Genomic DNA, 13,390 nt, shown 5'->3' with positions numbered 1-13,390 from the left:
CCGCCCTTTACCCCCGCCCCCAGAGCCACTAGGCTTAACCCCATGAATGACCTCCTGAACGTCATGCGGCGCCTGCGTGGGCCGGGCGGCTGCCCGTGGGATCAGGAGCAGACGCACGCGACCCTGCGCCCTTACCTGCTGGAAGAAGCGGCGGAAGCCGCCGACGCCGTGGGCCACCCGGCGGAACTGGCCGATGAACTCGGGGACGTGCTGTTGCAGGTGGCGTTCCACAGCGTGATCGCCGAGGAAGAAGGCACCTTCGACTATGCGCAGGTAGAGCAGAACATCGTGGATAAACTGATTCGCCGCCACCCGCACGTGTTCGGAGACGTGCAGGTGCAGGGCAGTGCCGAGGTGGTCGCCAACTGGCAGGCCATCAAGGCGGCCGAGCAGGGCGGCCAGCCGCGCAGCGCCGCCCAGCGCGTGCCCGCCGCCCTGGGCGCACTGGCCCGCGAGACAAAAACGCAGAAACTGGCCGGGCACGCCAAAACTGGGCGGGAAGCTGTCGAGCAGACCCTCGGGAACGCCGACGAGACCGAAGAGGGCGTGGCCGAGGTGCTGACGGCTGTGGTGTCCTGGGCCCGCAGCCTGGGCGTGGACGCCGAGGTGGCCCTGCGCGCTCGTACTGCCCGGACGCTGGCGGCGCTGAGCGACAAGGCCCTTTCCAATGAGGCCCATTCTGATGGGGCGCAGTGAGCGAACATGACCCTCTGGACAACCTGCAGGCTGACCCGTGGGCGGTGTGGCTGGGCGGGCGCGAACGGCAGACCCTGCACCTGCCGCACTACCGTCGCGCCGCCGTGCTGGTGGCCCTGACCCTGGAAGCCGACCCGCGCGTGCTGCTCACCGTGCGCGCCAGTAACCTGCCCACCCACCAGGGCCAGATCGCCTTTCCCGGCGGCAGTCTCCACGCCGGCGAAACGCCGGTGCAGGCCGCGCTACGCGAAGCGCAGGAGGAAGTCGGCCTTGCGCCCGCCCACGTGCAGGTGCTGGGTGAAATGGACGATGTCTTCACGCCCATCGGGTTTCATGTCACCCCGGTGCTGGCCCGCCTTGCGCCGGCCGCCCTGGCTACCCTGACCCTCACGCCGGAAGTCGCCGAGATCATTACCCCCACCCTCCATGACCTGCGCCTCGTCGGGCACTTCGATCAACTCCGCACCCTCCCGGACGGTACACAGGTGCCACTGTACCGTCACCCCTGGCGCGGCCACGACATCTGGGGCATGACCTCGCGCGTGCTGCACGACCTGCTGACCGACGGGCCCGAATAAAGAGGGCGGTAACTTGGGGAGCTGGCCTGTGGGTAAAAAAGCGGGGGAACAACAGGGGTGGGCTGGCATTTTCCAGTGACTAGCCACAACTCGTGCTACCGTCCAGCAACGAAGAACCCCCACCACACGGGCGGGGGCTTTGCGTCCACGCTGATTTAGCGGGTGGGGTTGATGGTGATCTGGCCGTTCTGGGTAATGTTGTAGGTGTTCAGGAAGGTGCGGTAACCGGGGGCGATCATCACGATTTCGTGCGAGCCGCGGCCCACGTTCAGGGTGATGCCGCCATTCTGCACCGCGCCAGCTTCCACGCCGTCCACGAACACGCGGGCACCGGCCACGCTGCTGCGAATCACGACGCTGTAGTTGTTGGCGTTGCTGACCGGCGCGGGACGCACAGGAGCGGGCGCGGTGGCGCGCACGGCAAAGTCCACGTTCAGGTTGGTGGTGCCGTTCTCCAGAATACGAACCGTGGTGGTGTAGTCCGCAAAACCGGGGGCTTTAACGCGCACGGGGTAGTTGCCGGGAGCAATGCCGGTGTAGGTGGTGTTGGCTACGCCAAGGGTGCGGCCGTTAAGAATCACGGTGCTGCCGGTCACGTTGGTGCCCACGAACAGGTTGCCGGTACGCACGGGCGCGGCGGCCACCACGTTGAAGAAGGCGGTGTCACTGACCCAGCTGTTCTGCTGCACGGGAGACACGACGATGCTCAGGGCCTGCGCCAGGCCGTCCTGCCCCTTGGCCTTGACGGTGGCGAACTGATCCTGCGCGTTCTTGAAGCTGCTGATCTGGTCGAGGTTCAGCTGCGTCAGGCTGGCGAGGGCCAGTACCTTGTTCAGGCCGGACTGGCCGTCGACGGTGAAGGTAAAGCCACTGCCGGCAGCGGGGAACACGGCGGTGGTGTTGGCTTTCACGAAGTTGCCGCCGCCCTGGAGACGGTTGGGCAGAATCTGCGTGACTTCGCCGGTGCTGTCCACGTTGAACAGGTACACGTAGGCATCACGGTTCACGGAGGTGCTGATGGTGATGTTTTCGCCCACGGCGTAGTTGGGGGCGGCGTTGCCGGTGCTGTCCTTGTTGACGCGCACCTGGACGCTCAGGTCGGGTTGCGTGGGGTTCACGATGATGCTCTGGGCGCTGATCTTCGGGGCGGCATAGGCACTACTGGCGAGCAGCAGAGCGGGAATCATCAGAAATTTCTTCATGGTGGTGTCCTCCGAGAAAGAGCCTAACCGGGTGAACCTGAAGGGCCATGAGCAGGTCAGGGGGAATTTTTAATAGTGGTTCAGTTCACCGTAAGGAAGGTGACGCCGCCCATCAGAATGAACGCCGTTCAGGACGACCTTCTTTGCGCCTTGTCAGGGGAATCTAGCGGATAATCCGCGCCGGCTCGACGTTGGCCGCCCGCCGCGCTGGAATCAGCGCCGCGATCAGGGTGGTCGCCAGGCCCACGGCGTTGACCCACAGGATGTCGGTGACTTTCACCTCGACGGGCAGCGAGGTGATGAAATACAGGTCACCCGGCAGCTGAAAAGGCCGCACCGTGAAGTACGCCGCCACCGCCAGACCCAGCAGGTTGCCGAGCAGCAAGCCCGCCAGACCCAGCAGCATTCCCTCCATCACGAAGGTTCTGGTAATCAGGCCACGGGTCGCGCCAATTGCCCGCAAAATGGCTATCTCCTGCGTCTTCTCGAAGACGGCCAGCGTCAACACGTTGGCAATCCCGAAGGCCGCCACCACCACGATCAGAAAAACCACGAACGCGATCACGCGCTTTTGCAGGGCCATCTGATCCAGCAGCGTGCCGTACAGGCTCTGCCACGGCAGCGGCGAGTAGGGAATGGTGCGCGTCAGCTCGTTGCCGACGGTGGGCGCGTCGTCCGGGTGGTGCAGCCGCAACTGATAGCCCGTGATGTCCTTCGTGCCCTGCAACGCCTGCAAGGTGCCCACATTCGTGAAGGCGTACGCGCTGTCGATCAGGTAATTTCCCGTGGTGAACAGGCCCGCCACCTTCAAGGTCGTGCGCTTCATGCCACTGTTCAGCAGACGCACCTCATCCCCGGTAAAGGCCCCCACGCTGCGGGCCAGGGCGCTGCCCAGCATCACCTCGCCGTCTTTCAGGTTCGAGATGACCTGACTTTCCCCCGCCGGCAGTTGCAACACCTGCGCCGCCTGCGGCCCCACCCCGAACAGCGTCGTGAAATCCACGCCCGCCGCGCGTCCCTGCACCGCCGGGCGCGTGAGCAGCCCCTTGTCGGCCACGAAAGGCACAAAAGACTGCACCCGCGCGTCTGCCCGCATGGCTGCCTCCAACTTGGCATCCGGTGGACTGGGCGTGAAACTGGTCAGGCTCAGGTGTGGACTGGCCTGCAAGGTCGCGTCGATGAGCGCCTTGGTAAACCCATTCGTGAGGCTCAGCGCCGCAATCAGCACCATCACCCCCACCGCGATGCCCAGCACTGTCAGGGTGTTCTGCATGCGCCGACGAGTCAAATGAGCTTTAGCCAGCACCCAGGCCAGACGAGGACGAGCAGGAACAGACATTCAAACAGGAGAGTAGCGCAAACACCTCCACGGCAAGAGGGTTGATGCAGCCCCTTGGTGTTGCGCTTTCATATTGTCTGCCTGAGCTGTTCATTCAGGCCTGGGTGCCTGATCTTGAGCCGGAAAGAGAGTGTGACCCAAGAGAGAAGAGGAAAGGTTCGGCGGGGTTAAAAGTTGCCCCATGCCTGTTGTGGACGGGTTCTCGGCTGATCCGTCGCGCGGCATCACGTTCATGTTCAGCACCCATGACCCGCGTCTGCTGGCCCACGTGCGGTGCACCGTGTAACTGGAAACCGTGCAACTCTAAGACGGGTGCGTAGCGGGGGAGATGGACGGGGTCGGCTCAGGCGAGTGGCTTTCCTCCCAGGCTCTCTGAGAAACGCAGCAGGTCATGGAATCAGGGAGGTGCTCTTCCACACCTGACGGACTTCAGAGAACTGCTCTGAAACCCTCGGCAGGCCGGTAAACGGTTATGCCTGTCAGGAAAGCACGGGCTGACCTTGCCTGAGCCATTTATGCAGACCTCTGTGCGGACACGTTTTCCGACAGGTCTACGCTGGGGACATGACGCAGCTTGCCCCGGCCCAGGAAGCCACTCCTGTTCCCGCCTACACGCCTCTCAACCGTGCCCGCCTGATCGCCCCCGGCCCGGTGGAGGTCGCGCCGGAGGTTCTGCAGGCGTTGAGCCAGCCTCAGATGCACCACCGGGCGCCCGAGGGCGTGGCAAAACTCATGGAAGCCCGCGAGCAGCTCACGCGCCTCCTTGGTGACCCTTACGATGCCGTCATCACGACCAGCAGTGGCACCGGGGCCTTTGAGGGGGCACTGGTCAGCACCACCCCCACGGGCGTGAAAGTCGTGAACGCACAGGCCGGGAAATTCAGTGAGCGCTGGGGCGAGATGGCCAGGCGCTTCGGCTACGACACGCAGGTGGTCGCAAAAGCCTGGGGGGAGATGCTGGAGGCGGGCGAAATCGCGGACGCCTGCCGGGACGCGCATACCCTGTGTATTACCCACAGTGAGACCAGCACCGGGGCACTGCACGATCTGGAGGCCATTGCGAAAGCAGCCAAAGCGCAGAATCCTGACCTGATCATCATCGCGGACTGCATCACCAGTTACGGTGTGGCGGAGTTGCGCCCGGCGGCGTGGGGCGTGGACATCATCGTCAGTGGCAGCCAGAAAGGTACGGCCACGCCGCCCGGTCTGGGGTTCGTGCTGTTCAGCCCGCAGGTGCAGGAGCGCCTGATCAAGAACACCCCCCACGGCTTTTACCTGGACATGACACGCGAACTGGCCGGCCAGAAGGCCGGAAGCACGCCACAGACGCCCGCCATCAACCTGATTTACGCCCTGAGTACCGCGCTGGAACGCCTGCTGGCGGTGCCGCTGGAGGTGCTGTGGGCCGAGCAGAAGCGCAAGACGGACGCCCTGATCGCGGCTGGAGACGCGTTGGGCGCCCGCGCCTGGGCCCCACGCCCCAGCCCCGCCGTGGCCGTTTTGACGCCCCCTCCGGGTATCGGCGGCAAGCAGGTGGCGGCCCGCCTGGCACAGATGGGGCAACGCGCCTTGCCGGGTCAGGCGCCGCACGAGGACGCCGTGTTCAGAATCTCGACCATGGGCTACGCCGACCGCTACGACGCCCTGGGCCTGGCCGGCATCCTGGAGGACTGCTTCGCGGGCCTGGGCGTGCCATTTCCGCGCGGGGTGGCGGTGCAGGCGGCCTGGCAGGCGCTGGCTTAATCGGCTCGCTGGTTGACTTCTTAGCTGACTCTGGCCTGGAGTGATTTTCCAGGGTTACTTTAGGCAGGTCAGTGGCGGCCCCCATCCAGCTTCAGAAATTCTCAAGGTCAATTAAGTGTTGACTTGTGGCTCGTCACACCGCCACGCCTTCTTCCTCCCGAAGAATGCGGGTCATGAAACATTATGTCTTCCCCACGGTCTCCGACGCTGACGCCTTCATTGCCGACCTGAAAGCCCAGAACGTCGTGGGCGACGTGTCCGGCCAGACCTCCTACCACCGCCGCACCGAGCTGCAAACCACGCCCACCACCACGACGACCGCGACCACCACCGAGCAGGCCGTCGTGGCCGAGGCCGGCGGGGACGGAAAAGACGTGGCGGCCGGCGCCGTGACGGGCGGCGCCCTGGGCACGGCGGCTGGTCTGGCGGCGGGCGCGCTGGTGGCAGCCACCGGCGGTCTGGCGGCTATTCCCGTGGTGCTGGGCCTGGGGATCGGCGCGGCAGCGGGCGCGGCCACTGGTGCAGTGTCCGGGCACGGCCTGGACGACGACGCGGCAGCCGAAGTGGCGGGGGGCACGCGCCGCTACCAGGACTCCTACACCCTGGAAAACGACGAGTACGACCGCCTGCACGGCGCCGTGAGCAACGACGGCCGCCTGGTGGCTGTCGAGGACAACATTCCCGCTGACATCGTGGCCGCCACGGCAGCCCGTCACAACGGCCGCCAGGCTTAATTAGACGTCAAAGTTACTGACGCCTTTTAACCCACAAAAAAATGGACTGGCCGGGAAACCAGTCCGTTTTTTGCTGGTTCGGCTCAGTCAAGCACAGTGATGCCAGCTTGCTTCACGCGCTGGCGCACGTCCTGCACGCCGTCACCGTTCACGCGCATCACGAAGCGGCGGTGTCCGGCGGTGGCGGCCGAGTCGTAGGTGGCGACACTGATGATGTTGCTGGGCGTGACCGCGTGCGTGGCGCGTTCCAGACTGCCGGGGACGTCGGGCATGTCCAGCGTCAGGCGCTGCCCGCCTTCTTTCATGCCCAGGATGTTCGTGAACGCCCGCAGGATGTCGCGCGTGGTAATGATCCCACTGATCTGCCCGGCGTCGTTCAGCACCGGCATGCCGCCCACCTTGTGCTCCAGCATGCGCAGGGCCGCGTCCTCGATGTACTCGCCTTCGGCGGCCGTGATGACCGGGCGGGCCATCACCTCGTCCACACTGAGTTTGCTGAGCAGGTAATTCAGTTCCCAGACGCTGAGGGTGGTGGCCTTGCTGGGCATGGCGTCCTTCAGGTCCTTGCGGGTCACGATGCCGACCAGGCGGCCCCGATCCATCACGGGCAGGCGCCGGAAGCCCCCTTCCTTGATAATCTGAAGCGCGTCCATGACGGGCGTTTCAGGCGTGACGGTCTTCGGGTTCACGGTCATCCAATCGCGTACTAACATGGTGCGATTAGTGTAATGCAAGTCACCTCGCCTCAGGGTGCGCCGATGACCACTGGACTCGTCTGACTGGTTTTTGACGCCAGATGTGTGGCCTCTTTGTGCCACTTCATTCGGCTCAGAAACCACGTGATACTTTGCTGGGCATGAAGATGAACGTCAAAGCGCTCGCTCCTGTTGCCGTCGTCGCCGCCTTCGGCCTCGGCACTCTTGCTCCGCATGCCCAGACGGGTGCCCAGAAAGTCGGCTTCGCCAACGTGGACGCCCTGTTTGCGGCCAGCCCCAGCTTCAAGGGTGTCAAGGATCTGGAAACCAAATTCCAGGGTGAAGCCGCCACGCTCGACAAGCAGATCAAGGAAATCGACGCCAAGGGAACTGCCGCTACCCAGGCCGACAAGACCAGGCGTTCGCAGCTGGTGGATACCTACAACGCCAAACTCAAGGACTACGACACCCAGATGAAAGCCAAGGCCGGCCCGGTCGAGCAGCAGATCGATAAAGCCATGAGCGACTACGCCAAGGCGAACGGCTTTTCCATCATCATGAGCCGCGCGGTCGCGCAGCAAAGCGGCCTGGTCGTGTACGCCGACGAAGGCACCGACGTCACCGAAGCCATCAAGAAGAACATCAAGTAAGCCCACCGGGGAACCGGCCCGGCTTTTTCCTGCACGCCCGCGCCCCCGCCCTGACCAGCGGGGGTTTGTCCTGAAGTTTTGTCTTAATTTTGCCTTCCCGAGGTTTCCATGAAACGACTCTTTCTTCTTCTGCCCGTGGCCCTGCTGTTGACCGCCCCCCAAGCCCAGAGTGGCAAGGGGCGCCTGGGGTTCGTCAATGTGCCGCAACTGGTGGCTGCCATGCCCGGCGGGGCCAATTACACCGCCCTGCGCAAGAAAGCCGATACGGATCTGGGTCAGCAGCAGAAAAACCTGCAAACCCTGCTGGTCAAAGTGAACGGCAGCCCCACTGCCGCCAACAAGGCTGCCGTCACCAAAGCGCAGCAGACCTTTGCCAACGCGCAGAAAAACTACCAGACGCAAATCGCGGCGGCGTTCAAGCCACTGGCGACCAAACTGAACAGCGCCATTGCCAAGACCGCCAAGGCCAACGGCTACAGCGTGGTGCTGGATCGCCAGGTGGCCGCCACCACCAGACTGGTGGTCTACGCCAACAGCAGCACGGACCTGACGGCCGCCGTGATGAAGGAAATCAAGAAGTAAGCACCGGCTGACCCTTCAATTCTTTTCCAGTTTGACCAGCACCGCCTGCCCTTCGTGGGTGGGCGGTTCTTGCTGGTGGCCGCTTTGGGTACGCTGAGAGGCATGGCACAGGACAAGCAGGACAGGGGAGCCGGGCAGAAGGCCCGTGAAGTTATCTTCGGGTCGCAGCAGGAACGAATTCTGGAACGCCTGCAGGGGCTGGACAGCGACCTGATGGCCTACATCCGGGATTTCGCTTACGACACGGTGTATGAGCGCCCCGGACTCGACCTCAAAACCAAAGAGTTGATGGCGTGTGTGCTCCTTACCTCGCTGGGCAGCCCGCCGGAACTGCGCACGCACCTGCGCGGGGCCATGAATGCCGGGGCCAGCGAGCAGGAGGTGCGTGAGGTACTGCTTTTTTGCGTACCCTACCTGGGGTTTCCACGCACCCTGGCGGCCTTCGAGCAGCTTCGCGGCCTGCTGGAGCACCGCGAACGGAAGGTGGTGCATGTCAAAACCTCCCATCCACAAGGACAGGAGGTCGAGGAATCAACAGCGGAGGATCAGTAATCGTGCCTCAGAAGTTGCTGAATTTCAGGCCGATCTTGGCTTTGAACACCGTGCCGGGGAAGGCAAAGCGTGCCCGCTGGTCGCTGTAACCGGCTTCGCCCGGGGCGTAGGTGCCGTTCGCGGTGCCGTTAGAGAGCGTCCCCGCGAAGTAATGATCCACTCCCAGATCGCCCACCAGACTCAGGTTGCCGGCCAGAGCGTAGCTGAGTTGCGCGCCGGCCCCCACACCAAATGAATTCATGGTCCAGGTGTTGCTCAGTGTGGCGTCGTCGGCGTAGGTTTCCGTGGCTCTGAACATGCCGTAGCGCGCGCCGGCGTAGCCCAGCGCACTAACGCCCGGCGTGACCTCGCCCAGGTTGTACGTGCCGTCCAGGCCGAACACCATGTGGCTGCCGCTCTCGGTGGCCAGACCACGGCTCTTGAAGCTACCGAAGGTGCCCAGGGTCAGGCCGGAGTTCAGACCCGTGATCTCCACATTGTCGCGGATGCTGTCGCTGGGGCTGGTGTAGGCCGCGCTGAGCTTCACGCCGATGGGGCCAGCCACATTGGGCGCGTGCACAAACACTTCACCACTGAGGCCCGAGGCGTACCCGGCGGTCAGGCCCAGTTCGATGGGGCGGGTCTGGGCACTGGCGGTTGCGGCAGTCAAGGCGGCGAGCAGGGCGGCGCTGGTCAACAGTCGTTTCATGCTTCCAGACTCGCAGTTTGGCGTGAGGGTTATACTTATCCAGCTTGACCAGACCTTTAAGGAATCAGTAGACTGCCTTATATGCAGGCGGGCCAGCGAGAAGGTTTGCATTCCTTCTTGCTGGCCCGCCTGGTGTGTTTTTTCTCCCAGCTGATGAGATGATTCAAGACCGGCGATCTCACCGCCGAGGGTTTTACTTCAAGGCTTTGACTACCGTGTCCACGTTCAGCCGCAGGGCTTGCAGGAAAGTGGAGCCGGGTTGTCCTGCTGGCGCCAGCGCGTCGGTAAAGAGCGGTGGCGCGACTTTCACGCCTGTTTCGCGGGCCAGCGTCTGGGCCAGGCGGGTATTTACGGTATTTTCGGTGAAGATGGCGCGCGCGCCGCTTTTCTTCACGTTCTGCACCAGTTCCGCCAGTTCGCGGGCGCTGGGCTCGCGTTCGGTGCTGAGGCCGGGCAGCACCGTGCCCACGATATTCAGGTGGTAACGTGCCGCGAAGTAGTGCAGCGCGTCGTGGTTGGTGACGATCTTGCGTTTGCCGGCTGGAAGCGTGGCGAACTGTTTTCTGGCGGCAGCGTCCACGGCCATCAGCTGGTTCGTGTAGCTGGTCAGGTTCTTCTGGTAGGTGGCTTTTCCGGCCGGGTCAAGGGCAGAGAGGGTGGCCGCGATTTTACGGGCGTACTGCGCGGCGTAACGAACGTCCCACCAGGCGTGCGGATCGGCCGGGCCGTGGTCGTGCTCATCGTGTTCGTGAGACTCCTGATCGTGAGTCTCGTGCGCGTGCTCTTCCTCTTCATCGGGCGCGGCGCGGAGCTTCAACCCGGCCGTCAGATCGGTGACCGGGGTCTTGCTGGCGGCCTTCAGTTTCGGCAGCCAGGGTTCCAGGCCCGCACCGTTGGCGAACAGCACCTTGCTGCTGGCCAGGGCGCGAATGGCAGCGGTGGTGGGCTGAAAACTGTGCGTGTCTGCGCCGGCCGGAACGATGGTGCTGACACTGACCCGCGTGCCGCCGATGTTCCTCACGAAATCCGCGATGATGCTGTTGGTGGTTGTGACAGGCAGGGGAGCCGCAGACGCCGCGCCGGTCAGCAGGAGCAGGACAGGCCAATGGCGCAAGAGGTTGGGGTTAGACATGAGAGTTCTCCTGAAAGTGAAAGTGGGAATGGGTCGCGGTGCCTTGCCGCACTCCGACGGTACGCTAACGGCGACCATACCCGAAAATGATAATTCATTATCAAATACAGGGCAAGAGGGCCTGGTCTGTGAAAGGGCCTGATCTGGCTGTGTGCCGCGCCTGACCGCTCGGACGGGGAAAAACGTCCCCTGGAAGGGGTGGAATAGTGCGGGAAGATGACGCAACCAGACCAGGCTGACTCCACCACCCCCGCCCCCACCCGTCCCGCCGGCCCACCCAGCACCAGCCAGGGCGGTGGACGCCCCAAACGCATGGTCGACCTCGACCCCAGCGGCCAGGTCACGCAGCGTGAACCGGACCGCGCCAACCGCCAGTTTCTGAATTACGCCTTCTTCAAACTCGATCCCGCCTTCCGCCGGCTGCCCCACGCCGAACGCGAGGAAATCAAGGCCGAATTCCGCGCCGCCGTGGAAGGTTGGGTAGAGGGCGCCCCCGCCGAAAAAGGCCTGATCCAGCGCACCTACTCGCTGGTGGGCGTGCGCAGCGACGTGGACTTCATGCTGTGGCGCATCGCCTTTGACGTGAACGACTTTCAGGACGCCCAGGCCCGCCTGAACCGCACCCGCCTGATGGGCTACCTGGCCCAGCCGAACAATTACGTGTCCATGCAAAAACGCAGTCAGTACGTCAACCGCGTCGAGGGCAGCGGGCACGGCCTGGAAATCCTGCCCGGCCAGGGCAAGTACCTGTTTATTTACCCCTTCATCAAAACCCGCCCCTGGTACGACCTGACCCCCCACAGCCGCCAGGGCATGATGGACGAGCACATCTACGCCAGCGGCCCTTTCAAGGGCGTTCGTATCAACACCAGTTACAGCTACGGCATCGACGATCAGGAATTCGTGGTGTCTTTCGACAGTGACTACCCGCAGGAATTCGTCGATCTGGTGCACCGCCTGCGTTACACCGAGGCCAGCAACTACACCCTACGAGACACGCCCATGTTCACCTGCGTGAAAAAAGAAATCGGTGACGTGTTGAACGACCTGGCCTAAAGGAACCCAGTTCGGCACCAACTGAGGGTCTGACCGCACTAGCAGGCGCTTTTCGCGGTCAGACCATTACTTTGGCCTGATTGAGCTTTGAGTATTAATTCATATTTTCCTCATGCGATTGGCGCTAAAGTTGCCATGAACCATAGGCTCCGGCCAATCACCTTCACCTCAAGAGGTTGCATGACATTGATCAACTCCCCTCACGCCCGCTCGACCCCAAGCAATCCCGGATGGACTCCTACTGTCCCGCACGACCACTCCGACATTCAGGTGTATCGCCTGCCCAGTTTCCCGAAAGGCTCGGCCCGCGCATACGGCCCTCGCCGCGCTTCCCGCTGCTGGTGGCGCATTCTCCTGCAAGGCTTGCTGTAAAACACGAAACACCTTGCCCAGGCCCGTCAGCGACTGACGGGCCTGGGTGCTTTCCTACCTGCTGAAGCCGTGTTTTGACTGGCTGGCTGCGGGTTGTATCTCGACCTTACCTTTGCTCTACGCCAGACCGCTGAAGAACATTCTGGCCTCATCTGCTACCCTGAACGTATGACCCCCCGGACTGGTACACCTTCGCCGTTTACCCGCTCCGGGGCCATGCTGACTGAATAACAGGTCAGCACGTCACCCCGCCCACATCCGTGCGGCGGGGCTTTTTCATTCAAGGAGACCACATGCAGCAGGAAGCCTTACAGGAAATCAGGGACGCCAGCACGCTCGACGTCCTTCAGGCCGTGAAAACCCGGTATGTCGGCAAGAGCGGCCTGGTCACCAGGGAGCTCGGCAGCCTCGGCAAACTTCCGCCCGAGGAACGGAAAACACGCGGCGCCGAGATCAACGCCATTCGCCAGGCCATCGACACGGCCCTGACCGAACGCGAAAGCGTGCTGAAACGCGAAGCCCTTGATCAGAAACTCGCCAGCGAGGCCATCGACGTGACCCTTCCCGGCCTGCCTCTCCCCGCCGGCGGTCTGCACCCGATCAGCCGCGTGTACGACGACCTGATTGCCATTTACCAGCGCATGGGCTATGAGGTTGCCGAAGGTCCCGAAGTCGAGGACGAACACTACAACTTCGAAGCCCTGAACATCCCCTGGTATCATCCCGCCCGCGACCTTCAGGACACCTTCTGGCTCGAAGAGAGTTCCTCTAACCTCAACGGCCCGTCGGAACCGGGGGCGGCCCCGGCCCCGAGCGTGCCTCGCCTGCTAAGAACCCACACCAGCAACATGCAGATCCGCTACATGATCGACCACGAGCCCCCCCTGAAAATGGTCAGTCGCGGCAAGGTGTACCGCTACGAAGCCACCGACGCCACGCACGAAAGCATGTTCCACCAGCTCGAAGGCCTGGTCGTCGGCCCGAATATCAGCATGAGCGACCTGAAAGGCACCATCGCCGAAATGGCCCGTGGCCTGTACGGCCCCAGCGCCCGCGTGCGCTTCCAGCCCAGTTACTACCCTTTCGTGGAACCCGGCGCGGACTTTGCTGTGTACTGGGAGAACCCACGCGGAGAGAGCAAATGGCTGGAACTCGGCGGGTGCGGCATGGTTCACCCCAACGTGTTCAAAGCCGTGGACGACCTGCGCGAACAGGCCGGCAAAGAGCGCGTCTACGAAGGCATGACTGGCTTCGCCTTCGGCCTCGGCCCTGAACGAATCGCCATGCTGAAGTACAAAATCCCCGATATTCGCTACTTCTACGCCAACGACCCGAGGGTATTGGGGCAATTCCGGGGTGAGTTGGGGTAGA

General features: G+C 63.2%; 15 protein-coding genes. 10 read left to right on the top strand and 5 right to left on the bottom strand.

Annotated elements, in window-relative coordinates; translation table 11 throughout:
* Positions 1 to 42: 42 nt before the first annotated feature.
* Together E5Z01_RS04940 and E5Z01_RS04935 are read left to right on the top strand one after the other, a co-directional pair.
* Positions 43 to 696, top strand: coding sequence for a MazG family protein (locus E5Z01_RS04940; protein ID WP_135228345.1), 654 nt, complete (start codon positions 43 to 45; stop codon positions 694 to 696).
* Positions 693 to 1,274 carry an NUDIX hydrolase gene (locus tag E5Z01_RS04935; RefSeq protein ID WP_135228344.1) on the top strand — a complete coding sequence of 194 codons (582 nt, stop codon included), beginning with the start codon at positions 693 to 695 and terminating at the stop codon, positions 1,272 to 1,274. The genes E5Z01_RS04940 and E5Z01_RS04935 overlap by 4 nt, the downstream gene beginning before the upstream one ends.
* Before the next feature lie 155 nt (positions 1,275 to 1,429).
* On the opposite strand, the gene E5Z01_RS04930 is transcribed toward E5Z01_RS04935, so the two are convergent.
* Both E5Z01_RS04930 and E5Z01_RS04925 read right to left on the bottom strand, forming a co-directional pair.
* Positions 1,430 to 2,476, bottom strand: coding sequence for a DUF4384 domain-containing protein (locus E5Z01_RS04930; protein WP_135228343.1), 1,047 nt, complete (start codon positions 2,474 to 2,476; stop codon positions 1,430 to 1,432).
* Between the two features lie 163 nt (positions 2,477 to 2,639).
* Complete coding sequence (locus E5Z01_RS04925; RefSeq protein ID WP_135228342.1) at positions 2,640 to 3,815, bottom strand: ABC transporter permease; 1,176 nt, start codon at positions 3,813 to 3,815, stop codon at positions 2,640 to 2,642.
* A gap of 564 nt (positions 3,816 to 4,379) precedes the next feature.
* Between E5Z01_RS04925 and E5Z01_RS04920 the strand changes: the two genes are divergently transcribed.
* Both E5Z01_RS04920 and E5Z01_RS04915 read left to right on the top strand, forming a co-directional pair.
* The gene (locus E5Z01_RS04920; RefSeq protein ID WP_135228341.1) at positions 4,380 to 5,558 is read left to right on the top strand and encodes an aminotransferase class V-fold PLP-dependent enzyme; all 1,179 of its coding nucleotides are present in this window, start codon (positions 4,380 to 4,382) and stop codon (positions 5,556 to 5,558) included.
* Between the two features lie 173 nt (positions 5,559 to 5,731).
* Positions 5,732 to 6,292 carry a hypothetical protein gene (locus E5Z01_RS04915; RefSeq protein ID WP_135228340.1) on the top strand — a complete coding sequence of 187 codons (561 nt, stop codon included), beginning with the start codon at positions 5,732 to 5,734 and terminating at the stop codon, positions 6,290 to 6,292.
* A gap of 83 nt (positions 6,293 to 6,375) precedes the next feature.
* Here the strand turns inward: E5Z01_RS04915 and E5Z01_RS04910 are convergent, their stop codons facing one another.
* Positions 6,376 to 7,005, bottom strand: a complete 630-nt coding sequence (locus tag E5Z01_RS04910; protein ID WP_119763421.1) for a CBS and ACT domain-containing protein — start codon at positions 7,003 to 7,005, stop codon at positions 6,376 to 6,378.
* 143 nt (positions 7,006 to 7,148) lie between these two features.
* Here E5Z01_RS04910 and E5Z01_RS04905 point away from each other — a divergent pair, with 143 nt between their 5' ends.
* From E5Z01_RS04905 to E5Z01_RS04895, 3 genes are all read left to right on the top strand, one after another.
* Positions 7,149 to 7,637, top strand: coding sequence for an OmpH/Skp family outer membrane protein (locus E5Z01_RS04905; protein ID WP_167757771.1), 489 nt, complete (start codon positions 7,149 to 7,151; stop codon positions 7,635 to 7,637).
* Between the two features lie 108 nt (positions 7,638 to 7,745).
* Entirely contained in the window at positions 7,746 to 8,219 is a 474-nt protein-coding gene (locus E5Z01_RS04900; protein WP_135228339.1) for an OmpH family outer membrane protein, read from the top strand.
* Between the two features lie 102 nt (positions 8,220 to 8,321).
* Positions 8,322 to 8,771, top strand: a complete 450-nt coding sequence (locus tag E5Z01_RS04895; RefSeq protein WP_135228338.1) for a carboxymuconolactone decarboxylase family protein — start codon at positions 8,322 to 8,324, stop codon at positions 8,769 to 8,771.
* 7 nt (positions 8,772 to 8,778) lie between these two features.
* Here E5Z01_RS04895 and E5Z01_RS04890 read toward each other — a convergent pair whose 3' ends face one another.
* Both E5Z01_RS04890 and E5Z01_RS04885 read right to left on the bottom strand, forming a co-directional pair.
* Positions 8,779 to 9,459 carry a hypothetical protein gene (locus E5Z01_RS04890; protein ID WP_135228337.1) on the bottom strand — a complete coding sequence of 227 codons (681 nt, stop codon included), beginning with the start codon at positions 9,457 to 9,459 and terminating at the stop codon, positions 8,779 to 8,781.
* A gap of 193 nt (positions 9,460 to 9,652) precedes the next feature.
* Positions 9,653 to 10,591: a metal ABC transporter solute-binding protein, Zn/Mn family gene (locus E5Z01_RS04885; RefSeq protein ID WP_135228336.1), complete on the bottom strand. Its 939-nt coding sequence runs from the start codon at positions 10,589 to 10,591 to the stop codon at positions 9,653 to 9,655.
* A gap of 216 nt (positions 10,592 to 10,807) precedes the next feature.
* Between E5Z01_RS04885 and E5Z01_RS04880 the strand changes: the two genes are divergently transcribed.
* From E5Z01_RS04880 to pheS, 3 genes are all read left to right on the top strand, one after another.
* Positions 10,808 to 11,647 (top strand): chlorite dismutase family protein, encoded by an 840-nt coding sequence (locus E5Z01_RS04880; protein WP_135228335.1) that lies wholly within the window; start codon positions 10,808 to 10,810, stop codon positions 11,645 to 11,647.
* 180 nt (positions 11,648 to 11,827) lie between these two features.
* Positions 11,828 to 12,019 carry a hypothetical protein gene (locus E5Z01_RS04875; RefSeq protein ID WP_135228334.1) on the top strand — a complete coding sequence of 64 codons (192 nt, stop codon included), beginning with the start codon at positions 11,828 to 11,830 and terminating at the stop codon, positions 12,017 to 12,019.
* A gap of 293 nt (positions 12,020 to 12,312) precedes the next feature.
* Complete coding sequence (pheS, locus tag E5Z01_RS04870; protein ID WP_135228333.1) at positions 12,313 to 13,389, top strand: phenylalanine--tRNA ligase subunit alpha; 1,077 nt, start codon at positions 12,313 to 12,315, stop codon at positions 13,387 to 13,389.
* Position 13,390: the final 1 nt, after the last annotated feature.

Source organism: Deinococcus fonticola (genome assembly GCF_004634215.1).
In the GTDB taxonomy this organism is placed as follows: domain Bacteria; phylum Deinococcota; class Deinococci; order Deinococcales; family Deinococcaceae; genus Deinococcus; species Deinococcus fonticola.
The sequence above is the reverse complement of the archived record's forward strand: the minus strand, read 5'-3'. Positions and strand labels throughout refer to the sequence as shown.

What these genes read in the sequence shown, in the direction of transcription:
- E5Z01_RS04925 (WP_135228342.1), bottom strand. Translation starts at nt 3,815, where the DNA reads ATGTCTGTTCCTGCTCGTCCTCGTCTGGCCTGGGTGCTGGCTAAAGCT.
- E5Z01_RS04930 (WP_135228343.1), bottom strand. Translation starts at nt 2,476, where the DNA reads ATGAAGAAATTTCTGATGATTCCCGCTCTGCTGCTCGCCAGTAGTGCC.
- E5Z01_RS04895 (WP_135228338.1), top strand. Translation starts at nt 8,322, where the DNA reads ATGGCACAGGACAAGCAGGACAGGGGAGCCGGGCAGAAGGCCCGTGAA.
- E5Z01_RS04890 (WP_135228337.1), bottom strand. Translation starts at nt 9,459, where the DNA reads ATGAAACGACTGTTGACCAGCGCCGCCCTGCTCGCCGCCTTGACTGCC.
- E5Z01_RS04905 (WP_167757771.1), top strand. Translation starts at nt 7,149, where the DNA reads ATGAAGATGAACGTCAAAGCGCTCGCTCCTGTTGCCGTCGTCGCCGCC.
- E5Z01_RS04915 (WP_135228340.1), top strand. Translation starts at nt 5,732, where the DNA reads ATGAAACATTATGTCTTCCCCACGGTCTCCGACGCTGACGCCTTCATT.
- E5Z01_RS04940 (WP_135228345.1), top strand. Translation starts at nt 43, where the DNA reads ATGAATGACCTCCTGAACGTCATGCGGCGCCTGCGTGGGCCGGGCGGC.
- E5Z01_RS04900 (WP_135228339.1), top strand. Translation starts at nt 7,746, where the DNA reads ATGAAACGACTCTTTCTTCTTCTGCCCGTGGCCCTGCTGTTGACCGCC.
- E5Z01_RS04875 (WP_135228334.1), top strand. Translation starts at nt 11,828, where the DNA reads ATGACATTGATCAACTCCCCTCACGCCCGCTCGACCCCAAGCAATCCC.
- E5Z01_RS04910 (WP_119763421.1), bottom strand. Translation starts at nt 7,005, where the DNA reads ATGTTAGTACGCGATTGGATGACCGTGAACCCGAAGACCGTCACGCCT.
- E5Z01_RS04880 (WP_135228335.1), top strand. Translation starts at nt 10,808, where the DNA reads ATGACGCAACCAGACCAGGCTGACTCCACCACCCCCGCCCCCACCCGT.
- E5Z01_RS04885 (WP_135228336.1), bottom strand. Translation starts at nt 10,591, where the DNA reads ATGTCTAACCCCAACCTCTTGCGCCATTGGCCTGTCCTGCTCCTGCTG.
- pheS (WP_135228333.1), top strand. Translation starts at nt 12,313, where the DNA reads ATGCAGCAGGAAGCCTTACAGGAAATCAGGGACGCCAGCACGCTCGAC.
- E5Z01_RS04920 (WP_135228341.1), top strand. Translation starts at nt 4,380, where the DNA reads ATGACGCAGCTTGCCCCGGCCCAGGAAGCCACTCCTGTTCCCGCCTAC.